Genomic DNA, 20686 nt, shown 5'->3' with positions numbered 1-20686 from the left:
AATGCGAATTATTCCAGCTATAGATATTATTGATGGTAAATGTGTCCGACTCTCTAAAGGAGATTATGATACTAAAAAAATTTACAATGAGAATCCATTAGAAGTTGCAAAAGAGTTTGAAGCACATGGTATTCAGTATTTACACTTGGTAGATTTAGATGGTGCAAAGTCTAAACATATTGTAAACCATAAGGTTTTAGAACAGATAGCTTCGCAAACAGGTTTGCAGATTGATTTTGGTGGCGGATTAAAGACTGATGACGATTTACGTATCGCTTTTGAGAGTGGAGCAAAACAAATAACCGGTGGTAGTATTGCAGTAAAAGATGCTGAAACTTTTATTGGATGGATTGAAAAACATGGTGCTGACAAAATTATACTTGGTGCTGATGCTATGGATGAAAAAGTAGCTATTTCAGGATGGCAAGAGGAATCCAAAGAGGAACTTATTCCGTTTATTAAGTCATATCAATCAAAAGGAATTCAATATGTTATTTGTACCGATATCAGTAAAGACGGTATGTTAGAAGGTCCGTCGTTTGATTTGTATCGGAAAATAATAGAAAATACAAATCTCAGTCTGAGCGCAGTCGAAGACCAAACTGTTCGTGAACTAAAACTAATTGCATCCGGTGGAATTTCAACTTTTGATGAGTTGCCCAAACTGGCAGAAATGGGTTGTGAAGGTACTATTATCGGAAAAGCTATTTATGAAAATCGAATCAGTTTAAAGCAGTTAGAATCTTATATTTTAAGTAATGGATAAAGAAACTCAATTAGTCGAAGAATTAGTTAAGAATGCATTGTACAGAATGGATGAAAGTACACGCATGATTAAGAAGAGTCTTGCTAAAATTTCAGAAGATGAAGTTTGGCAAAAACCAAATGAATCATTGAATAGTATTGCAAATTTAATCTTGCATTTATGTGGTAATATTTCTCAATATGTAATTTCTTCTTTGGGTGAAACTGAAGACAAGAGACTTAGAGATAGTGAGTTTTCACTGACTAGCGGACTCACAAAAGATGAGTTGCTTAAAAAATTAGAAGATGTAGTCGGTACTGCAAAACGTGTTATTTTCGATGCTACTCCCAGTCAATTAGTTAAAATTAGAACGGTACAAGGATTTTCATTTTCAGGTGTTGGCATCATTCTGCATGCGGTAGAACATTATTCCTATCATACTGGGCAAATAGCTTTCTGGGTAAAACAGTTAAAGAATAAGGATTTGGGCTTTTATGATGGAATTGATTTAAACAAAAAAAATAAGTAGGGAGGTACGAGGTTAAAGATACAAGGTAGGAATTTAAAGGTTTTTAAATGAAAATTAAATTATGCAAGATTTAAAATCTAGGACTAAAAAGTTTGCAGTTGATTGTTGGCGATTTTGTGCAAAACTTCCTAAATCTCGTGAATTTGATACTTGGGCAAGGCAGTTAATTCGATGTTCAAGTTCCGTTGGTGCAAATTATCGTGCTTCTCAAAGGGCAAAATCTACTTCTGATTTTATCAATAAGTTAAAAATTGTAGAGGAAGAAGTAGATGAGTCTGTGTATTGGTTAGAACTATTTATAGAAGTGCTACCAGAATATGAAATTGAAATTAATGTGTTGAAAAATGAAGCATCAGAGTTATTAGCGATAACAGTTGCATCTATTATAACTGCTAGAAAAAATAGAAAATGAAAAACCAGTTTATAACGTTTGACTTGTACCTCAAACTTTTAACCTTTTACCTTTAAATAATGCTTGCAAAAAGAATCATACCCTGTTTAGATATTAAGGACGGAAGGACTGTTAAAGGCGTAAATTTTGTTGATTTACGAGATGCAGGTGATCCAGTAGAACTGGCTGAAATATATAGTAAAGAAGGTGCAGATGAATTAGTATTTTTGGATATATCGGCCACTGAACAGAAACGTAAAACTCTTGCCGATTTAGTATATCGTGTTGCTGAAAAAGTGAATATTCCCTTTACCGTGGGTGGTGGAATTTCTTCAGTTGAGGATGTAGATATTTTGCTTCAGAATGGCGCAGATAAAGTTTCCATTAATTCATCTGCAGTTAAGAATCCACAGCTAATTAATGATTTATCGGCAAAATTCGGTTCACAGTGTATTGTAGTTGCTATTGATGCAAAACAGATAGACGGTGAATGGATTGTGCATTTAGTAGGTGGAAAAGTACCTACAGAACGTAAGTTATTCGAATGGGCAAAAGAGGTAGAAGAACGTGGAGCGGGAGAAATTCTTTTTACCTCTATGGATCATGATGGTACTAAAGACGGATTTGCAAACGAAGCTTTAGCTAAGTTGTCAACAGAATTGAATATACCCATTATTGCATCGGGAGGTGCAGGAAACAAACAACATTTTACCGATACCTTTGTAGTAGGAAAAGCAGATGCAGCTTTGGCGGCGAGTGTGTTTCACTTTAAGGAGATTGGTATACAAGAGTTGAAGATAGAGTTAAGGGAGAATGGAATACCGGTTCGTATATAGTAGTCAGTATGCAGTGAAAGTTTTAGTTTAACAAAATGGCTTTCTGAGGGTAGTCGAAGGGACTGGAACACGAAAGGTTGTTGCTCAGTAACTGGATTCTATTTATTGAACGATATGTAATCCTGAGCGCAGTCAAAGGCCTAGGAAAACAAAAAGTGTCTTCGCCAGCGATTAGACTGACAAAGAGTATCGAATTAAATTTTAAGCAATGAAAAAAATAGGATTAATCGGAGGTATAACCTGGCAGTCAACACAGTTGTATTACCAATTGTTGAATACCCGAGTTGCGGAATTATTAGGTGGACAAAATTCTTGTGAGTGTCTTATTGAATCGGTGAATTTTGCTGATATATCGACCAAGCAAGCTAAAGGAGATTGGAATGCTCTGCATACGCAAATGACCGATATTGCAGTTCGATTAGAAAAATCGGGTGCAGAAGTAATTCTTATTTGTGCTAATACAATGCATTTAAGTGTCCCTACTATTAAAGAAAAAATAACCGTTCCTTTATTGCATATTGCAGAAGTGGCGGGTAATGCGGTGAAGGAAAAGGGATGTAAGAAAGTGTTGTTGCTTGGCACTAAATACACTATGGAATTAGATTTTTACAAAGACATTCTTAAAAACCGATTTGGTATCGAAGTGTTGATTCCTAATGAAGCAGACCGTGAGATAGTCCATAAGATTATTTATTCAGAGTTATCTAAGGGTATAACAACTGAAGAGTCCAAGCAATTATATTTGGACATTATTAAAAAGTCGAAAAAAGAAGGAGCAGAAGGAGTGATTTTAGGTTGTACAGAAATACCTTTGTTGATTCAACAGGAAGATTGTGATATTGTGGTTATTGATACCACTAAAGAGCATGCGTTTGCTGCTGTAGAGTTTGCCCTTTCTTAGTATTCAGTTGGCAGTATCAGTTCTCAGTATGTAGATTTAATAAACCAAAGGCTATCCCCAACGAAGTCGAAGGCTTGGAAACACGAAAAGGGCCTTAAACTGCATTCAGAACGACCAAAAATGCTTAGTCGGCCAAAAGAGCCGTAAGGATAGAAAAAGATATAAAAGTAATGAGTAATAAGAATATGAATTATAATACACCTGATTGGAATAAAATGAGTGACGGATTAGTGCCTGCAATCATTCAAGATTCACGCACTAAAAATGTATTGATGCTTGGTTACATGAATGCTGAAGCCTTAACTAAAACCATTGAAACGGGTAAGGTGACATTTTTTAGTCGTTCCAAAAAACGGTTATGGACCAAAGGTGAGGAGAGTGGTAATTTCCTAAACTTAGTAAGTATTAAGAATGATTGTGATAATGATTCATTGCTTATTTCAGTACATCCTGTTGGACCAACCTGCCATAAAGGAACAGACACGTGTTGGGAAGAAGAAAATAATTCAAATTTTGGTTTCTTTTCAGAATTAGAAGCGACTATAGAACAAAGACGTACCGCTGCTGATGGTGAAAAATCGTATGTAGCATCGCTATTTGAAAAAGGTATTAACAAGATTGCCCAGAAAGTAGGGGAGGAAGCGGTGGAAACGGTAATTGAGGCAATGGATAATAATGATGATTTGTTCCTGTATGAGAGCGCAGATTTACTTTTCCATTACCTAATGCTTTTGCAGGCAAAAGGGTTTACCTTAAAAGATATAGAGGCAGAATTGATGAAGAGAAAAAAGTAAATGCTTTAATCTACTTTTAAGGTTATTTAATGACGCTATAAGAAGTTAAATATGTCATCGCTTTCAAAGTGGTCATTTCATTTTTAAAAACTGTTTGTAACCGCATTGTTGTTTCATCATAGAGATTAATTGCACCAAATGCTTCTGATAATCTAACATAGTTATCTTTTGAGGATAATAATAAATGAGCTAGGTCTGTAATTTTGATATCTAATGAAACCAAATTAATTTGCTCATTATCCAGGGTTATAAACTGTTCATCAAGCTCTGAAAAGTTAGCTTGATGATTATAATCATTTGGTTGTTTTATATCACTCCTGAGGCCTAATTGGATACATATAGGTTCTAGAAATATTTCAAAATCATAAATTATAATCCTGCAGTTTTTCTTTGCAACTCTTATAATTTCATCTAATGTCGATTGTGATTTCGCATAATATAGTGAACCGGCAAACGTAATGATATCAAAGACATCGTTATCAAAATTGAACGTGTTAGAATCAATTAATTGATAGGTGATTAGGGGATGTTGTAGCGATTTTTCCAACATCTCATTACTAGGGTCTACACCAACCACATTTGAACAATAGTTTGCTAGTGCAATTGAAGATTTACCAGTACCACAACCAACATCGAACCCTAATTCAAATTTTTCGCTAGAATCGAAAACCGCTTTTAATATTTTAGCATGTAATGAAGGTCGATAAGCAGCATAATGTGAGGCGGTAATTTTATCATATTCTTTTGACATACCTATATTAAAAATGAACGCTCCATAATCACATAATTTAATCCTCCTTTTACAAATTCAGTATTAGTTATGCGCATATTAAATTTGGAGTAGTAATTCGTTTTAACCGTTCTTGCATTGCACCATATTCTAGAAAGCTGCTCTTTCTCGGCGATACTCATAATTTCATTTAATAATATTGTACCGTATCCTTTTCTCTGATATTCATTAAGTGTAGCGAATTTTCGAAATTGTGCTTCTTTATTCGAGGTGAATAATGAAACTACCGAAATTAATGTATCGTCAACATATAATCCGTAATGTTTCCCCTCGTGATCATTAGGTAATCTCACATAATCAACAGGATGATTTGGCCACATGACTTTATGTCGAATGGATACCGTTTCATCTGATGTGATTTGAACAATTCTTATCACCTATATTTTTATTGAATCAATATTATTAGCACCCCAAGTATCTAAACTCTTCAAAATATCTTTTAACGATTTTCCTTTTTCGCTTAAGGCATATTCAACTTTTGGAGGCACTACAGCAAATACTTCTCGTATAACGAGCCCATCTTTCTCTAATTCACGTACGGTTTGGGTAAACATCTTATTTGAAATTCCCGGCACTTTTTTTTGTAGTATTCCCGAGCGTAATGGCCCTTCTAGTAGATGGAATAGTACTATGGGCTTCCATTTTGTTCCAATTAAATTCATTGTGTGATCTAATGGGCAAAAATTTATCGCGTTCATTTGTTTATAACTATTTATAAATCAGCAATTAACTCTTTTTGGTAACTATATTACTTTTAGGTAAGTTATTGCTAGTAAGGCAAATATAGTTTTATTTTGTAGTATAAATAGAAAGATATGAATTCAGATAAAAATTATCCAAAATCATTTTCACATATTGGTATTACGGTGCCTGATTTAAAAGCTGCAGTAAAATTCTATTCAGAGGTAATGGGGTGGTACGTAATTATGGAGCCATCTAAAATTACGAAAGAAAAGGAAACAGCCATCGGCTTAATGTGCATCGATGTCTTTGGCGATGATTGGGAAGAATTTGAAATAGCCCATTTGTCAACCTCAGATGGTATTGGAATAGAATTATTTTCATTTCCACATGGGATTAAAGATTCTCCAGAATTTAATCCGTTTAACACTGGCTTATTTCACTTCTGCATACAAGACCCTAATATTGAAGATTTGGTGGCCAAGATAATTGCAAATGGAGGCAAACAAAGAATGCCAATTAGGTCTTATTACCCAAATGATAAACCATACAAAATGTGTTATGTAGAAGACCCTTTCGGAATCGTTTTTGAAGTTTACACGCATAGTTATGAGTTAACGTATTCTTCTGGTGCTTACACAAAATGATGTTTTGCCTACAGTGTTATTTTTATTGGTATCCGTGTGTTATAAGAATTTACTTGTAAATCGGCATTCATCAATCTAAAATGATTTCGAATAATAAACACTATTTTAACTCGTATTACAATCTACAATAGTAAACATAATCTTAAGAATATTCTAGCTGAAAAGTATACAGTATAAAACTCAATAAGAATCAAAAATTCAATTTTAAAATCTCTATAACATCGACTAATTTTGAAGACGAAGAGGGTAGTATTGACGAGCTTAAAATCACGATTTTAAGTATGCCAGAAATGAGCGAAGTTCATTGATTATTCCCATTGACTAAATAGAGGGCGTAGGTATTTTTGCTACCACTCCTGTAGCGGTAAAACCAAACTGCATCAACCTCATAAACCCTGATAATTATGCTCATAGGTACTTTCGTTTGACCCAAGTAAATAGGGAGTGTTATACATTTGAATAAAAGATTTAATTGTACTTATTGGAATTACAAAGCTCTGAGGAATTAGGGCTTTTTATTTGTTTGAAGGTATAAGTTGAAAAAAGTTATGGATGTCTTTTGAGTATATCAAATTTCTGATAACGTCTGGGCTAAGCGTAGTGGAGGACTAAATCGGGTTTAATTTCCGTTAACAATATACTTAATAAAACGCAATAACGATTCGAGTTTGCACCCAAACCGCTATTGCGTTTATACATTGTTGCATACAGGCTTTTGTCCGTTCTTTTATGAGCCAAATGTAAAAAGCTATACGAAACCGCTACTACTTACTCTCACAATGACAATTACTTTTCCTTCAATATTCATATTCATTTTTTGTAAACTTCATTCAACCGCCCGAAATAGTTTTGGACTCTATTTGGCATTATAGACTTCATCGGTTACCGGTTCCATCCATTCTACAATCCCATTTTCCGTATTGGGAATAATGTAAAGTTGCTGTAAACCAACATCAGAACTAGCCCCATGCCAATGCTTTACATTTGGCGGACATTTTACCACATCTCCTTTTTTGAGGACTTCAATCTCTTGCCCTTCAATCTGGTGGTATCCAACTCCATCGGTAATAATCAGTATTTGTCCAGAAGGGTGTGTATGCCAATGACTTCTTGCTTTGGGTTCAAAATAAACATTACCGGCAAGTGTGGTGTGTATAGAATCCGCTTCTACCAAGGCAATATAGTAGGCGTTTCCAGTAAACCATTCTTCCGTACCTTTTTTACCTTTTGGAAAAATGGTATTCAATTCATTTTTATCTGCTTTCATGGTTTCTTTTTTTGTTTCTGTCTTGGTGTTGCAGGCCTGGCCTATCAAAAGTAGAAGCGTAACTGCGGGTGTCATTAGTGTTTTCATTTTATCTATTTTATATTTTCTTTATGATTTTTGTAGGAGTACCTCCTACGACAACATTGTCGGGAACGTTTTTAGAAACGACCGAACCTGCGGCAACTACAGAGTTTTCGCCAATGGTTACGCCATGCAAAATGGTGGCATTGGCACCAATCCATGCATTCTTCTTAATGTGGATGGATTTCGGAACGAGAGAATGTCTTTTATCGGGAGCAATGGGATGTCCTTCGGACAGCAAGCTGACTTTGGGCGCTATTTGCACGCCATCTTCAATGGTAATTCCTCCCAGATCTAAAAAAGTACAATCGAAGTTGATGAATACGTTTTTACCAATTTTCGTGTGCTTACCGTAATTAATATACAAAGGGGTGAAAACGGCAACACTTTCGTCAATTTCACTAGCTGTAATTTGGCTTAACAAATCCCTGACTTCTTTAGGGTCTGAAGCGTTGTTCATCTGCAAAAGCAATTTTTTCGTGTTGTATGAGGCCTCAATCATTCTATAGGCTTGCGGGTCGTTGGGCAAAATGGTTTCTCCTTTCCTTAACCGCTCAAAAATGTCCCTATCCGCCGTACTGGAACTATTTTTCTGATTTTCTGATTTATCCATTTTTACAAATTACACTATTTACAAAGGTCATCAAATTTTTCGTTTGGTCGTTCGCCTGTGCGCACCGCCAAAGCTATAGATCAAGGAAATATTCCATGTAAAATCATCTTCTGGGACTATCTCTGTATCTATGGCCTTATTGAGGATAGCCGAAACAGAAAAGGGAAAATTTTTTTTTATTAAGGAAACAAAGCCTACAAGGTAAAAACCTTTTAAATCGTCCGTAAGCAAATAATAGGCTTGGGGAGATATATTAAGGTATAACTCTTCGGAAATATGGAGGTTGTTGAAGTATGAATTCAATACCATAAAGTGGGTGTTTTTTACCCCTTCATCAAAACCGTGGCCATATAGATAATATGCACCAAGCCCCACATTGTCCGAAACCTTAAACGTGGGCGCCACCTCGTAGGCAAGGTACCGCCGTGTTTCCAAAAGCTCCTCGGGTTCCCCGTTTCTAACTATATTAACGGTCCTGAAGTTCAGTGCCGGATGCGCCCCAAGACGCAACGAAAACCGTTCATTTTCTATCGCCTTATACCGTAACCAGAAAACAAAAGACCAAGGTTTACCCTCCAACGCAAAGCGCATATCCGGTTCAAAACTTAATTTTTTCTTGGTGAATTTTAAATCGAATAAAAGGGCCGGATCGCCCAAAGAAAAAGAGGGTACTAACGAAAATCCGTTATTGGTAACACTTGCCGTTCCTCTAAAGTCATCTAGAAAGGATTCTGTTTCTTCTTGCGCCATTGTATTAAAGCCGCTTAGAAAAATAAGCAGTAGCGTAATGAGATTTTTAATAGCCGAGGTAGTCAATTTCATTAATAGCTTGTTTGTATTACAATGCAAAAATAAAAACCAAGTAGTTATATTTGTTACACGATTTTCGTACATAATGTCAAATATTACTTATTTTAGAAAAAATAATGGTTGAATTAATGGAGCTAGAGATAAATAAGCCGTGCATTGTTCTTTTGGAACTATCTGAGGAAATGGGATTTCCGATAGGTTTCAATACCTACTACCACACCCATTTATTTTGCCATCAAGGAAGTATTTCTTTTATGTTCAAGAACGTAGAGATGCAATGCAGGGGCAATGAATTTTTGTTTTGGTTTGCAGAAAGTCAATTGAAAGATTTGGTATTTTCCAAGACTTTTAAGGCAACCATTTTGCTGGTAGAGAAGCATTTTTTATACGATAATATCCCTGATCAAAGCTGGAGTATAGATGCCATTCTACATTCCCGTCAATACCCTATCAAACAGCTGAACGATAAGAATGACAGGCAAAGGGTCTTGTCAAATTTTAGATGGTTGCACGATAAATTTAAAAATAGGGAACATCGTTTTTATGAAGAGGTATTGAAACTGCAAATGCGGGTGTTTATTCTTGAAATGTGGCATACATTTGCGAATGAATACGAGCGCAGAAAACGTACCCTGCAAAGTGGGTCATTGTACGAGCGGTTCGTTCATCTGGTGCAAGAAAATTGTATGACCGAAAGGGAAGTACGGTACTATGCCAATACACTTAGCGTTACCCCTAAATATTTAAATTTTGTTAGCAAACAAAACTCTGGTGTTACAGCGTCTGAATGGATCCAACGATACACCAAGGAGCGTATTATACTATTGCTACAGAATGAAAATCTCAACATTGCGGAAATTGCCGATAAAATGATTTTTTCAAGTCGGTCATTTTTTACGCGGTATGTGAAAAAGGTTTTGGGTGTTACTCCAAGTGAATATCGAAATCGATTAGGGTAGAAGACCAATGTTTGCGATAATACTCTTTCCTATCGTGTATACATATTTCAGGACGGGTCATAATTGCCCCTAACGTCTGAGCTAAGTACAGTGCGGAGGCAAGGAAACTTTTTGTTTCCGTCTGCGCACATAGCAAAAGCTTATTGTTTAGTTTTATTTTTTCTTTTCCAAAGCTAAATCCATTCCCGATAGCTATCGGGATTAGTGGCTTTATAAATATACACAGACCTTTCGATTTAGCCTTAAACTCCGAATTACTTATAGGTATTGTTGCCAGTAGTTTTTATCGCTGAAATTTGGCAATAACTTTTCTTATAAATCCCGAAATGATGTTAATGTCCTTTTTTATTGAATTTTTTTCAAATTGGGTGACTTTATTACTTTTCGTATTAGCCCAGTTTAATTTCAAAGTAGCTATGTCTGAATTAATCGAATCTTTCTCGAATTGACTTACCTTACCTTTAAACTCATTTATGAGCTGTGATACTTGAATATTAATTTTTTCGGATTGAGGCTGTTCATTCCAAGTGTCTTTTATGTCTCTCCAAATATTTTTCTGTTCACTATTCCACATAATATTATATTTTATTTGTTATACAATCCAATAGGATTTTTTTAATCCTTTTCATTTTTACTGCAATATGATTTTCTGTTAACCCAGTTATTTCTGAAATCTCTGTATACTTCAATTCTTCTAAATAAAGGATGATTATTGATTTATTTTCTTTGTTTAGTTTTGAGATGCAAGAAGTCAAGGCATTATACTTTTCTTGTTGATTATTCTCAATAGGAATTTCTACAGGAATGAATTGAATTGATTCTAATTGAAGGGTCTTGTTACAAGTTTTCTCTGATTTTTGTTTTGAGCGAAGACAGACATTTAGTGTAATTCTGTAAATCCAAGTGTCAACACTCGAATTGCCTTTAAAAGTTGGAAGAGATTTCCAAATTGCAAAGATTACTTCTTGGAAAAGGTCTTGAGGTTCTAAAGGGGAAACTGCGTAAATTTTACAAATTCTATAAATTTTCTCTTTATTATTCTCAAGTAACTGTTCATATGTTTCTGTCATTGGTATTTATGTCTTTCATTATTACTCTCTACTTATTTAGTGACAAGAGTTTTCGAAATATGACAGATTTTTGAATTTATTTACAGATTTTCTTAAATTACTGGTAACGGTTTAGCTAAACGTAGTGCGGAGGTAAGGAAACTTTTTGTTTCCGCCTGTACTTGTAACCAGAGCTTTTTGTTTTGTATTTATTTTTTACATTTCAAATGCCAAATCCAAAAGATTTGGCGGACTTAGTAAATAATCCCAAGCCATTAAATTTAGCACTTAATGCCCTATTTGCTATAGCCATTGTTGGCAACAGTATTTATTTCTTTGGCTCTCCATTTTCATATTCTACAGTTCTCTCCAATATTCCCTTTTCATTAAAAAATAACCAAGTTCCAAAGGCATTTCCTCCCTTTTGAGTTTGACCTATGGATTTGATAACTCCATTTTCATGAAATTTTAATTTTTGACTTACTGAATAAATGTCTGAACTCCTGAATCGTTCAATACTCCCGTTTTTATAAAATGAAATGATTGTTCCGTTCATTTTGCCCTGATTATACTGAAAAATATACTTAGGCTTTTTTGTGTCATTATATAGTGATAGTCCAAATCCATTTAGTGTGTCATTCTCGAAATGTTTGAATCCGATTATTTCATTGTGTACACTGTACATATATCCGTTTCCTTCTTTTTTATCATTAATAAGTAGCACTTCCATATTCTTTGCTCCATTTTCCTGGTACGTTGTCAGCGTATCTATTTTTTCAGATTTTAACTCCGTGATTTCGGTGTTGATTTCTTTTACAAGACCAGTCGTTTTGCAACAAGTTAAAAGTAGAAGTATTATGTAAACTATTTTTTTCATATTGTTGCCAACGTACGTATATGTGTACAATTACATATATATGTATATATTAAAAGTAATTTAAATAGTAAGTACTAAAAAACCTACTTTTCAACACTTATAAACAACTACTATTCAGGGGGTATTCTTAAAAGTTACCACCACACTACAAAAAACTTCTCATATTCCGTTTCACTTTTCTTCATCCAAATTAGAGGTGAATTTTGTTTAACTAGGTGTTGTTCTATTTTTAATAGCGTGTCCGCATGCGAAGGCCAACTATTGGTAGTATCAGGGTTTAAAACCCATTGTTTTTTACTGGGAATATAGAATTGGTAAGGTGTAAACGAATCGGTATTAAAGTCTGACAATCGTAGCCAATACCCAACGATACAATTTTCGTTTAATGGTTCTAATTGTAAGGTCTTTACTTTAAAAGGTTTAAACAGTTGAGTCTTAAAGCAAGTTTGATGTACTAGGTTAGAAATAGCAATATTTTTGTCGGCCAATGCTTTTGAACCAGCTTCAGAATGAAGTAGAGCAAACTGTTTATTCTTTATTTTTTCCATTTTCATGAAAAACGCATCCCTTTTGTTCGGACCTATTAATTGGTGTAAGGGTTCTGAAATATCGAGGTCTATAATGTAGAATTTATAGGTTAGTTCTACATGAATAATTTGTTCTGTTTTTAAATCCTTCAGTATAAAATCAACCTCTCCTAAAGTTTGTTTTTCTTGTCGAATTGGTAAATTATAAACAAGTATTTCATAAAGTAAAGAATGCTCTAGCAACTGCTTACAGAGGTATTCTATTTGATGACCCAATCGTAAATTTTCTGGAATTGGAGCAGGAGCGAAGTCCGACAAATCCACCATAGGAAAATTAAACTGTGCAATTCCAAACTGTGTATGTTCCCAAATTGGCGGCGTGTTTAAAAAACCTATTGCTTGGTTGATGATTGTTGGTTTGTTGTTGATAGTGTTTGGTTTTTCGTTAATAGTTGCTCGTTGTTCGTATTTGTTAAAATATTATATATTTTACTGCATACTGCATACTGCATACTAACACTGCCAACTGTTTATTCCTCGTAGTTGGTTGTAGGTTAAAACGTGATTATTGATAATTAGTAACTGTTTATTGATAACCGTTTATTTATTACTGTTAATAGCTAATAGATAAATGTGAATAGCCGAAGTTACTTCATTGTAACGGTATGCGCAAAATGCCACGCGCAAAGCGAATAGCGCCCAGCGTCGAGCACAAAACGAACAACGAACAACGAACAACGATAAACCATCAACGAACAATTAAACAACAACGTTAACATTTCCCAAAAGCCAAGGGCATCCAACCGAAATGTGTTAATTTTATACTATGGCAATGAATGTAAGAAATGGATTTCGTTTCGAAACCTACGAGGCACCCGAGCAGTCAATATTTGATAAACTTTTTGATATTTTTCAAGAGCTTATAACACATACATCTGGCGATTTTGATGAAGCAATTGATTGGTTACGTGAGTTAGACAAAGAATATGAACTTACCACAGAAGAATATACCATTGATGATTTTATAGAAGATTTAAAGGCTAAGGGTTATATACGAGAAGAATTTAAAGATGGCGATGGTGATGGTGAGGACGGGGAAGAAGGATCAGGCGGTGGAGATATTTCGATCACCGCTAAAATGGAACGTATTATTCGTAAGCGTGCTTTAGACCAAATATTCGGAAAGATAAAACGAAGTGGCTCTGGGAATCATAAAACCGGTAAATCAGGACAAGGAGATGAACACACCGGCGATTTTAGAGAATACCGTTATGGCGATGGTTTGGAGAACATTTCAATGACCGAAAGTCTTAAAAATGCCCAAATTAATCATGGCATAGGAAGTTTTCAACTAAGTGAAGAAGATTTGGTTGTTGAAGACACGCAACACAAAGCCCAAATGAGTACCGTGCTAATGATTGACATTAGCCATAGTATGATTCTATATGGTGAAGACCGTATAACTCCCGCCAAGAAGGTTGCAATGGCACTGGCAGAACTTATAACAACTCGCTATCCTAAAGATACGCTTGATATATTGGTTTTTGGTAATGATGCATGGCCAATTCCTATCAAAGATTTGCCCTATTTAAAGGTAGGACCTTACCATACTAATACGGTTGCTGGTTTGCAATTAGCGATGGATATGTTACGTAGAAAACGGAATACCAACAAACAGATTTTTATGATTACCGATGGTAAGCCTAGTTGCCTACGAATGCCCGATGGCACTTATTATAAGAATAGTGTAGGTTTAGATGATTTTATTGTAGAGAAATGTTACAATATGGCTCGGCAAGCCCGCAAACTTCATATTCCCATTACGACATTTATGATTGCTCAAGATCCCTATTTAATGCAATTTATTCGTCATTTTACGGAGGCAAATAAAGGCAAAGCATTTTTTACAGGACTTAAAGGTTTGGGTGAAATGATTTTTGAGGACTATGAAGCGAATAGAAAGAAGCGACTTAAATAGTTGTCGGTTGTTGGTTAAAATTCGGAATAAGAAATTAGTATTGAGCAAAATAAAGGAATATATAATAGTATAAAATATAAAGGTTGAAAGTTGTTACGTGATACTATCAACAAATAACTATTAACCATCAACAAATATATGAAGCATACAGAAATAAAGACATTAGGTCAATTAGTAAAAGCTGGATATCAGACCAAAAAGATTAAAGATGAGCTTAGGGATAATCTTCGTGAGAATATTATAGCTGGGAAAGATTCATTTCAAGGGGTTTGGGGTTATGAAGATTCGGTTATTCCAGAATTGGAACGTGCTATTTTATCGAGACACAACATAAACCTTTTAGGACTGAGAGGACAAGCGAAAACTCGTTTGGCAAGATTAATGGTTAACCTTTTAGATGAGTGGATTCCGGTAGTAGAAGGTTCTGAAATTAATGATGACCCACTTAAACCAATGTCACGTTACGCTCTTGAACTTATAGCTGATAAAGGAGACGAAACTCCAATTTCGTGGTTACATAGAGATGATAGATTCTTTGAAAAATTAGCTACACCAGATGTTACCGTTGCTGATTTAATTGGTGATGTAGACCCTATTAAAGCAGCGAATTTAAAATTGTCGTATGCTGATGACCGTGTTATTCATTTCGGTATGATACCGCGTGCCAACCGTTGTATTTTCGTGATTAACGAATTGCCCGATTTACAAGCACGTATTCAAGTATCGCTATTTAATATTTTACAAGAAGGGGATATACAAATTCGAGGTTTTAAATTGAGATTACCATTAGACCTACAGTTTATATTTACCGCTAACCCCGAAGATTATACCAATAGAGGAAGTATTGTTACTCCATTAAAAGATAGAATTGGTTCACAGATTTTGACCCATTACCCAGATGATATTGAAACTGCGCGTAAGATTACCGAACAAGAATCTAAATTAGATGCTAGGCAGTTAGAAAGTATTTATGTGCCCGATTTAGCAAAAGACTTATTAGAGCAGATTAGTTTTGAAGCTCGTGAAAGCGAATATGTAGACGCGAAAAGCGGAGTAAGTGCAAGAACTAGTATTACAGCGTTTGAGAATCTTTTAAGTACTGCAGAACGTAGGTCTTTATTAAACGGTGGTGACCATACAATGGTTCGTTTAAGTGATTTTTTAGGAGTGATACCTTCTATTACAGGTAAGATTGAATTAGTATACGAAGGAGAGCAGGAGGGGGCAGACGGAGTTGCAGGTATTTTGATAGATGATGCTGTAAAATCACTTTTCCCTAAATATTTCCCTAAAATAAATAAGTTGGAACGTAAAGATGAGGCAACCGTTTATGATGAATTACTGCACTGGTTTTTTCAAGGTGAAGGTTTTGAATTAATGGATGATTTTACAGATGAGGAATATAAGCGAGCATTAGATAGTATACCTGCATTGAATCAACTTATAAAAGAGCATCAACCAGATTATAGTGAAAAGGATGTTTATTTTCTAAAAGAATTGTTGCTGTGGGGTTTGGTGTCTCACAAAAAATTAAATAAACAAAGATTCACTGATGGTTTTGAATTCAAAGACCTCTACAGTAGTTTTTTAAAGGATATTTAAATAAACAAAAAGCCCTTTCAGTTTTGAAAGGGCTTTTTGTTTATTAGATTATTTCCAATGATCAACATGTTGATTCATATCATCGAAAAGATATGTGCCTACTATTTTTTTTCTGTAGGCTATAGCTAAATAAGTAACCAATAGTAGTAAGGTGTAAAGCAGTAACATAAAATATCCTAATGGTAAAAACGTGCTCGGTATTAAGTGATTATCGAAGTCATTGTAACTTAATAAAATGATAATGGTTTCTACAAGTTTGTATACATAAACTAAGGAGATAATGTATAGCACATACTCAAGTGTGCGCATTGGCGGGTCGCTCAATTCATCTTCCTTAATCTTAAACCATAATACATAGAGAAAAACAAAATGTACAATTGATAGTAAAGGAAATATGTAGTTGTCAATTTTAAAGAAATAAAACTTATTCGTGTAAAGCCCGTAAAAACTAAAAATGTTTAAAAGCGCCAATACCCCAATAGACAAAATTAAAGTGCGCTTCCATGTTAGTACTCCTTGAATAAAATTCATATTAAATAGGTTTCATGGTCTTGGGGAACCAATAGTTTTCTTTCAAGAACGGGTATGTTTTCCCTTTATTTTAAACAATTCGATAAACGGTATACTTTGTTGTTCAATACCTTAAATCTAAATAATTCAAACTTTAGTATTACTATCTCTAGTGATAAATTATATTAATAGTCTGTAATAAGGTTAAAATAAAAGGACATGAAACTATTATGACAGCGTGACTCATAAATTTTTCATAGTTATTGGCGGGCTTTGTCTTATATCTCGAATTTAGAAAGAAGAGTAAACGCAAGAGTATTTTTAATAAAATATACAGGGTTACATGTATTGTATTTATTTTTACCACCATGAAGATTAACCGTTTTTGCTATTTGGTGCGTTTGCAGTATTTGGGATTTAGATTCAGTGGTTGGCAGTTGCAACCAAAACAACGCACAATAGTTAGTATGTTGAACAAAACGTTTGAATTTTTATTTCCAGATAGAACTTATAAGATATTAGGTGCTGGTAGAACAGATGCTAAAGTATCTTCTTTAGATGGTGCTTTCGAGCTTTTTTTAGGAGAGGAGTTAAAAGATTTAGATAGCTTCATACTAGATTTTAATAAAAATCTGCCTTCCGATATTCGCTTACTCTCCATAGAACCGGTAAGTCAAGATTTCAACATAATTAAGGATAGTAAAACAAAAGAATATTTTTATTTCTTCTCCTTCGGATGTAAAAATCATCCTTTCAGTGCACCTTTCATAACAAATTATATAGAAGACCTTAATTTAGAAATCATGAAGCAAGGTGCCGAATTGTTTGTTGGTAGGCATGATTTTTCAATATATACCGCAGGTCTAAAGCCGAATACTAAAACAGTTCGTACAATTGAATCTTGTTGCATTGAAAAAAACGATATTTTAACAGCTAATTTTTTCCCAGAAAGTAGTTATATATTGAAAATTGTGGGAAAAGGGTTTATGCGTTATCAAATACGAATGATAATGGGAGTTTTGGTTCAATTGGGTAAAAGTGAACTTACCTTAAATCAAATTAAATTATCGTTAGAACCTGGCTCTGAGTTTAAGTTAAAAACGATTGCACCAGGATCAGGACTACTATTAAACCAACTAAAATTTAATGGTTAGATAGCAGTTTTATTATATTTAAAAAAAAATCATCTATGGCTTCAAATAAAAAGCTAAACTTCCCTAAGAGAAAGAAGAAAAAATCTCGCCAACAGAATAAAATGGGGAAAGCCCCTGGTACCATTAGTTATATGGGCGATAAGGAACCTGGCAACAGTGTTATTTATTGTACTACCTACAATGTTGATAATTTTGAAATTAAGGAGTTTAATGAGCTCGATGAATTTATTAAAGAAGATAGGGGAGATAAAATTTCATGGGTAAATGTTGTTGGTATTTCTGATGAACCTTTTATAGAACGACTGGGTAAACATTTTAATTTAAATCCTTTAGTATTAGAGGATATTGTAAACACAGAACAACGCCCGAAAATTGATGAATACGATGATTATATTTTTGCCGTTTTCAGAATGTTATATATTTCTGAGGAAGATGAAATAATTGGGGAACATATTGCTATTGTGTTGCTCGAAAATACGGTTTTAGTATTTCAAGAAGTTAAAGCAGATGTTTTTAATGGATTAAGAGAGCGTATAACAGGTAAACTAGGTCGTATTAGAACAAGAGGGGCTGATTACTTGTTCTTCGCTTTATTAGATGCTATAGTTGATAATTACTTTTTAGCTATCGAGAATTTAAACAATAGAATTGAAAGTTTAGAAGAAGAGGTCTATAACAACCCTGAGCCGATTGTTGCAAAGAATATTCAGCAGTTAAAAAAAGAAGTACTTAAGATAAGACGATGGATTTACCCTGTAAAAGAATTGATTAGTAGATTAATCGATTCTGAAAGTCATTTAATCACAAAAGATACTAAGCTCTTTTTAAGAGATGTTCATGATCATACCGTTGAGATTAATGAGAGTTTACAGATTTACCGTGAAATGTCTATGAGTCTGATGGAGATGTACATGAGTAATATGAGTAATAAAATGAATGAGGTAATGAAGGTTTTGACTATAATGGCCTCTATTTTTATACCACTAACTTTTATTGCAGGTATTTATGGAATGAACTTTGACCACATGCCAGAATTGCATTCTAAAAATGGATACTACTATGTATGGGCAGTTATGATTGCTCTCTTTATTGGAATGATGTTTTACTTTAAAAAGAAAAAGTGGTTGTAGATATTTGTTTCTTAAAACATCATAATATTTTAATTGACTATAAATACAAAGAGAGCCAAAATAGGCTCTCTTTGTATATTAAAATGTTAAAGAATAATTAATCGAATAGGTTAGATGAAAGGTATCGATCACCTCGATCACAGACTATTGAGACAATTACACCGTGATCTAATTCTTCAGCTAAGCGTAAAGCAACGGTAGCGGCTCCGCCACTACTCATCCCAGAAAAAATCCCTTCTTCTTTAGCAAGTCTTTTGGCCATAGATTTAGCTTCTTCTTCATTAACTTCCATTATTCTATCTACTTTTTTAGCATCAAAAATCTTCGGTAAATATTCTTTTGGCCATTTACGTATACCAGGTATACTTGCATTATCACATGGTTGTACTCCTACAATCTGTATGTCATTATTCTTTTCTTTCAAAAAAGTTGAAGTACCCATTATTGTACCTGTAGTGCCCATAGAAGAAACAAAATGAGTTATTTTACCATCAGTATCTTTCCATATTTCAGGGCCGGTGGTTTTATAATGTGCTTTCCAATTATTAGGATTTCCAAATTGGTTCATCATAATGTAACCTTCGTTAGCAACTTTACTTTCTGCATAATCGCGCGCACCTTCTATACCGACTTCCTTAGAAGTTAAAGTGACCTTTGCACCATAGGCGCGCATCGTTTGTACGCGTTCTATCGTAGCGTTTTCAGGCATTACTAGTTCAATATCTAATCCGTAAATACCTGCAATCATTGCTAAGGCAATACCAGTGTTACCACTAGTAGCTTCAATAAGTTTATCATTTGTACTGAAATCTCCTCGTTCAATTCCAGTTTTAATCATATTGTATGCTGCACGGTCCTTTACACTACCGCCAGGGTTGTGACCTTCCAATTTAAAATATAACGATACATTAGGGTTCGTATTAAGAACTCTTGATTTTACCAAAGGGGTATTACCAATAAGGGAAAGTATAGAATTAGACATTTGGTAAAGTTTTAATTTTAATTTCAGGGGTATGAAAAACTGTTGAATTAGGAGGTACAGATGTTGTAATCCAAGCATTTCCACCGATTACGCTATTAGCCCCAATTATTGTGTTACCTCCTAAAATAGTCGCATTTGCATAAATAGTAACGTTATTCTCTATAGTAGGATGACGCTTTGTCTTTTGAAGATGCTTAGCAACAAAAAGTCCGCCTAAGGTTACCCCTTGATATATTTTCACGTCATTCTTTATCACTGCAGTTTCACCAATTACGACTCCAGTACCGTGGTCAATGTGAAATGAATTACCAATTTTTGCTCCGGGATTAATATCTACCCCTGTTTGTCTATGCGCATACTCGGTCATTAACCTTGGTACAAGTGGGAAACCGAATTTATATAGTTCATGCGCCAAACGATATACCGATATTGCATAGAAGCCTGGATAGGCCATATAAACTTCCTCCATAGATAGTGAAGCTGGATCACAATTTACAGTTGCTTCAGCATCTAGGTTTAGGCTTTCTAAAATTTGCGGTAGCTTTTCTACATAATTCTCCCAAACTTTCTTGCAGGGCTTTTCACTCTGCCAGCAGGCTAAATCTACAAGTTCATCAAACTGTGTTTGAAGTTTACCTAAATTGTCTGCAACAGGGGTTTCTATATCAAAGAGGGTGTAAAAAAGAAGGTCAGTGAATTTTTCTACATTCCTTTTTAACCGAAATCTAAGGTTAGGCTGTTTTTTGTGAGCGTTTATTTTGTCGATTATTGATCGATGGTCCATGGTTCTACATTAGTTAGTCAAAATTAACCAAATAACTAAAAGTACTTCT

At 34.5% G+C, this 20686-nt stretch carries 25 protein-coding genes; 12 read left to right on the top strand and 13 right to left on the bottom strand.

All coding sequences use genetic code 11. The features are described 5' to 3' along the window. Position 1 precedes the first annotated feature (1 nt). The 6 genes from hisA (at position 2) to hisIE (ending at position 4196) form a co-directional block, all read left to right on the top strand. Positions 2–766: a 1-(5-phosphoribosyl)-5-[(5-phosphoribosylamino)methylideneamino]imidazole-4-carboxamide isomerase gene (gene hisA, locus B5X55_RS12935; protein ID WP_079513054.1), complete on the top strand. Its 765-nt coding sequence runs from the start codon at positions 2–4 to the stop codon at positions 764–766. Further along, positions 759–1274 carry a DinB family protein gene (locus B5X55_RS12930; RefSeq protein ID WP_079513053.1) on the top strand — a complete coding sequence of 172 codons (516 nt, stop codon included), beginning with the start codon at positions 759–761 and terminating at the stop codon, positions 1272–1274. The genes hisA and B5X55_RS12930 overlap by 8 nt, the downstream gene beginning before the upstream one ends. A gap of 61 nt (positions 1275–1335) precedes the next feature. Then, complete coding sequence (locus B5X55_RS12925) at positions 1336–1686, top strand: four helix bundle protein (protein WP_143814498.1); 351 nt, start codon at positions 1336–1338, stop codon at positions 1684–1686. Between the two features lie 59 nt (positions 1687–1745). Then, on the top strand, positions 1746–2501 hold the full coding sequence (gene hisF, locus B5X55_RS12920; protein WP_079513051.1) for an imidazole glycerol phosphate synthase subunit HisF: 756 nt from the start codon (positions 1746–1748) through the stop codon (positions 2499–2501). Between the two features lie 208 nt (positions 2502–2709). Then, complete coding sequence (locus B5X55_RS12915; RefSeq protein ID WP_079513050.1) at positions 2710–3402, top strand: aspartate/glutamate racemase family protein; 693 nt, start codon at positions 2710–2712, stop codon at positions 3400–3402. 170 nt (positions 3403–3572) lie between these two features. Next, positions 3573–4196: a bifunctional phosphoribosyl-AMP cyclohydrolase/phosphoribosyl-ATP diphosphatase HisIE gene (hisIE, locus tag B5X55_RS12910; RefSeq protein WP_394332843.1), complete on the top strand. Its 624-nt coding sequence runs from the start codon at positions 3573–3575 to the stop codon at positions 4194–4196. Positions 4197–4218: 22 nt separating this feature from the next. Here hisIE and B5X55_RS12905 read toward each other — a convergent pair whose 3' ends face one another. From B5X55_RS12905 to B5X55_RS12895, 3 genes are read right to left on the bottom strand one after another with little or no spacing between them, the layout of a single operon-like run. Continuing rightward, on the bottom strand, positions 4219–4947 hold the full coding sequence (locus B5X55_RS12905) for a class I SAM-dependent methyltransferase (protein WP_079513049.1): 729 nt from the start codon (positions 4945–4947) through the stop codon (positions 4219–4221). 2 nt (positions 4948–4949) lie between these two features. After that, complete coding sequence (locus B5X55_RS12900; RefSeq protein ID WP_234999734.1) at positions 4950–5363, bottom strand: GNAT family N-acetyltransferase; 414 nt, start codon at positions 5361–5363, stop codon at positions 4950–4952. Further along, positions 5364–5684, bottom strand: coding sequence for a winged helix-turn-helix transcriptional regulator (locus B5X55_RS12895; protein WP_079513047.1), 321 nt, complete (start codon positions 5682–5684; stop codon positions 5364–5366). Positions 5685–5801: 117 nt separating this feature from the next. On the opposite strand from B5X55_RS12895, the gene B5X55_RS12890 reads away from it, so the two are divergent. Further along, positions 5802–6314: a lactoylglutathione lyase family protein gene (locus B5X55_RS12890; protein WP_079513046.1), complete on the top strand. Its 513-nt coding sequence runs from the start codon at positions 5802–5804 to the stop codon at positions 6312–6314. An 856-nt stretch (positions 6315–7170) separates the two neighbouring features. Here B5X55_RS12890 and B5X55_RS12885 read toward each other — a convergent pair. The 3 genes from B5X55_RS12885 to B5X55_RS12875 are packed head-to-tail and all read right to left on the bottom strand — an operon-like array spanning position 7171 to position 9097. Continuing rightward, on the bottom strand, positions 7171–7668 hold the full coding sequence (locus B5X55_RS12885) for a cupin domain-containing protein (protein ID WP_234999733.1): 498 nt from the start codon (positions 7666–7668) through the stop codon (positions 7171–7173). Between the two features lie 10 nt (positions 7669–7678). Next, the gene (locus tag B5X55_RS12880; protein WP_079513045.1) at positions 7679–8275 is read right to left on the bottom strand and encodes a sugar O-acetyltransferase; all 597 of its coding nucleotides are present in this window, start codon (positions 8273–8275) and stop codon (positions 7679–7681) included. A gap of 30 nt (positions 8276–8305) precedes the next feature. Beyond that, positions 8306–9097: a hypothetical protein gene (locus tag B5X55_RS12875; protein WP_079513211.1), complete on the bottom strand. Its 792-nt coding sequence runs from the start codon at positions 9095–9097 to the stop codon at positions 8306–8308. Positions 9098–9213: 116 nt separating this feature from the next. Here B5X55_RS12875 and B5X55_RS12870 point away from each other — a divergent pair, with 116 nt between their 5' ends. Next, complete coding sequence (locus tag B5X55_RS12870) at positions 9214–10044, top strand: AraC family transcriptional regulator (RefSeq protein WP_079513210.1); 831 nt, start codon at positions 9214–9216, stop codon at positions 10042–10044. Between the two features lie 283 nt (positions 10045–10327). Here the strand turns inward: B5X55_RS12870 and B5X55_RS12865 are convergent, their stop codons facing one another. From B5X55_RS12865 to B5X55_RS12850, 4 genes are all read right to left on the bottom strand, one after another. Then, the gene (locus B5X55_RS12865) at positions 10328–10618 is read right to left on the bottom strand and encodes a hypothetical protein (protein ID WP_079513044.1); all 291 of its coding nucleotides are present in this window, start codon (positions 10616–10618) and stop codon (positions 10328–10330) included. A 4-nt stretch (positions 10619–10622) separates the two neighbouring features. After that, positions 10623–11114: a sigma-70 family RNA polymerase sigma factor gene (locus B5X55_RS12860; protein WP_079513043.1), complete on the bottom strand. Its 492-nt coding sequence runs from the start codon at positions 11112–11114 to the stop codon at positions 10623–10625. Between the two features lie 307 nt (positions 11115–11421). After that, positions 11422–11970 carry a toxin-antitoxin system YwqK family antitoxin gene (locus B5X55_RS12855; protein ID WP_079513042.1) on the bottom strand — a complete coding sequence of 183 codons (549 nt, stop codon included), beginning with the start codon at positions 11968–11970 and terminating at the stop codon, positions 11422–11424. 134 nt (positions 11971–12104) lie between these two features. After that, positions 12105–12824, bottom strand: coding sequence for a DUF1853 family protein (locus tag B5X55_RS12850; RefSeq protein WP_079513041.1), 720 nt, complete (start codon positions 12822–12824; stop codon positions 12105–12107). Between the two features lie 499 nt (positions 12825–13323). On the opposite strand from B5X55_RS12850, the gene B5X55_RS12845 reads away from it, so the two are divergent. Together B5X55_RS12845 and B5X55_RS12840 are read left to right on the top strand one after the other, a co-directional pair. Further along, positions 13324–14475: a vWA domain-containing protein gene (locus B5X55_RS12845; RefSeq protein ID WP_079513040.1), complete on the top strand. Its 1152-nt coding sequence runs from the start codon at positions 13324–13326 to the stop codon at positions 14473–14475. A gap of 138 nt (positions 14476–14613) precedes the next feature. Continuing rightward, positions 14614–16077, top strand: coding sequence for an AAA family ATPase (locus B5X55_RS12840; RefSeq protein ID WP_079513039.1), 1464 nt, complete (start codon positions 14614–14616; stop codon positions 16075–16077). A gap of 48 nt (positions 16078–16125) precedes the next feature. Here B5X55_RS12840 and B5X55_RS12835 read toward each other — a convergent pair whose 3' ends face one another. After that, positions 16126–16608, bottom strand: a complete 483-nt coding sequence (locus B5X55_RS12835; RefSeq protein WP_079513038.1) for a hypothetical protein — start codon at positions 16606–16608, stop codon at positions 16126–16128. Positions 16609–16955: 347 nt separating this feature from the next. Between B5X55_RS12835 and B5X55_RS12830 the strand changes: the two genes are divergently transcribed. Then, on the top strand, positions 16956–17741 hold the full coding sequence (locus tag B5X55_RS12830; protein ID WP_079513037.1) for a tRNA pseudouridine synthase A: 786 nt from the start codon (positions 16956–16958) through the stop codon (positions 17739–17741). Between the two features lie 35 nt (positions 17742–17776). Then, complete coding sequence (gene corA / locus B5X55_RS12825; RefSeq protein ID WP_079513036.1) at positions 17777–18871, top strand: magnesium/cobalt transporter CorA; 1095 nt, start codon at positions 17777–17779, stop codon at positions 18869–18871. 97 nt (positions 18872–18968) lie between these two features. Here corA and cysM read toward each other — a convergent pair whose 3' ends face one another. After that, the gene (gene cysM / locus B5X55_RS12820; protein ID WP_079513035.1) at positions 18969–19853 is read right to left on the bottom strand and encodes a cysteine synthase CysM; all 885 of its coding nucleotides are present in this window, start codon (positions 19851–19853) and stop codon (positions 18969–18971) included. Beyond that, positions 19846–20637 carry a serine O-acetyltransferase EpsC gene (gene epsC, locus B5X55_RS12815; RefSeq protein WP_079513034.1) on the bottom strand — a complete coding sequence of 264 codons (792 nt, stop codon included), beginning with the start codon at positions 20635–20637 and terminating at the stop codon, positions 19846–19848. The genes cysM and epsC overlap by 8 nt, the downstream gene beginning before the upstream one ends. Between the last annotated feature and the right edge of the window lie 49 nt (positions 20638–20686).

The sequence above is a fragment of the Maribacter arcticus genome, from assembly GCF_900167935.1.
GTDB classification, from domain to species: domain Bacteria; phylum Bacteroidota; class Bacteroidia; order Flavobacteriales; family Flavobacteriaceae; genus Maribacter; species Maribacter arcticus.
This window is presented reverse-complemented; position numbering and strand designations above follow the sequence as displayed.

Bases quoted from the DNA above. Each gene is read 5' to 3' on its own strand.
- hisA (WP_079513054.1), top strand. From the start codon at position 2: ATGCGAATTATTCCAGCTATAGATATTATTGATGGTAAATGTGTCCGA.
- B5X55_RS12930 (WP_079513053.1), top strand. From the start codon at position 759: ATGGATAAAGAAACTCAATTAGTCGAAGAATTAGTTAAGAATGCATTG.
- B5X55_RS12925 (WP_143814498.1), top strand. From the start codon at position 1,336: ATGCAAGATTTAAAATCTAGGACTAAAAAGTTTGCAGTTGATTGTTGG.
- hisF (WP_079513051.1), top strand. From the start codon at position 1,746: ATGCTTGCAAAAAGAATCATACCCTGTTTAGATATTAAGGACGGAAGG.
- B5X55_RS12915 (WP_079513050.1), top strand. From the start codon at position 2,710: ATGAAAAAAATAGGATTAATCGGAGGTATAACCTGGCAGTCAACACAG.
- hisIE (WP_394332843.1), top strand. From the start codon at position 3,573: ATGAGTAATAAGAATATGAATTATAATACACCTGATTGGAATAAAATG.
- B5X55_RS12905 (WP_079513049.1), bottom strand. From the start codon at position 4,947: ATGTCAAAAGAATATGATAAAATTACCGCCTCACATTATGCTGCTTAT.
- B5X55_RS12895 (WP_079513047.1), bottom strand. From the start codon at position 5,684: ATGAACGCGATAAATTTTTGCCCATTAGATCACACAATGAATTTAATT.
- B5X55_RS12890 (WP_079513046.1), top strand. From the start codon at position 5,802: ATGAATTCAGATAAAAATTATCCAAAATCATTTTCACATATTGGTATT.
- B5X55_RS12885 (WP_234999733.1), bottom strand. From the start codon at position 7,668: ATGAAAACACTAATGACACCCGCAGTTACGCTTCTACTTTTGATAGGC.
- B5X55_RS12880 (WP_079513045.1), bottom strand. From the start codon at position 8,275: ATGGATAAATCAGAAAATCAGAAAAATAGTTCCAGTACGGCGGATAGG.
- B5X55_RS12875 (WP_079513211.1), bottom strand. From the start codon at position 9,097: ATGAAATTGACTACCTCGGCTATTAAAAATCTCATTACGCTACTGCTT.
- B5X55_RS12870 (WP_079513210.1), top strand. From the start codon at position 9,214: ATGGAGCTAGAGATAAATAAGCCGTGCATTGTTCTTTTGGAACTATCT.
- B5X55_RS12865 (WP_079513044.1), bottom strand. From the start codon at position 10,618: ATGTGGAATAGTGAACAGAAAAATATTTGGAGAGACATAAAAGACACT.
- B5X55_RS12860 (WP_079513043.1), bottom strand. From the start codon at position 11,114: ATGACAGAAACATATGAACAGTTACTTGAGAATAATAAAGAGAAAATT.
- B5X55_RS12855 (WP_079513042.1), bottom strand. From the start codon at position 11,970: ATGAAAAAAATAGTTTACATAATACTTCTACTTTTAACTTGTTGCAAA.
- B5X55_RS12850 (WP_079513041.1), bottom strand. From the start codon at position 12,824: ATGGTGGATTTGTCGGACTTCGCTCCTGCTCCAATTCCAGAAAATTTA.
- B5X55_RS12845 (WP_079513040.1), top strand. From the start codon at position 13,324: ATGGCAATGAATGTAAGAAATGGATTTCGTTTCGAAACCTACGAGGCA.
- B5X55_RS12840 (WP_079513039.1), top strand. From the start codon at position 14,614: ATGAAGCATACAGAAATAAAGACATTAGGTCAATTAGTAAAAGCTGGA.
- B5X55_RS12835 (WP_079513038.1), bottom strand. From the start codon at position 16,608: ATGAATTTTATTCAAGGAGTACTAACATGGAAGCGCACTTTAATTTTG.
- B5X55_RS12830 (WP_079513037.1), top strand. From the start codon at position 16,956: ATGAAGATTAACCGTTTTTGCTATTTGGTGCGTTTGCAGTATTTGGGA.
- corA (WP_079513036.1), top strand. From the start codon at position 17,777: ATGGCTTCAAATAAAAAGCTAAACTTCCCTAAGAGAAAGAAGAAAAAA.
- cysM (WP_079513035.1), bottom strand. From the start codon at position 19,853: ATGTCTAATTCTATACTTTCCCTTATTGGTAATACCCCTTTGGTAAAA.
- epsC (WP_079513034.1), bottom strand. From the start codon at position 20,637: ATGGACCATCGATCAATAATCGACAAAATAAACGCTCACAAAAAACAG.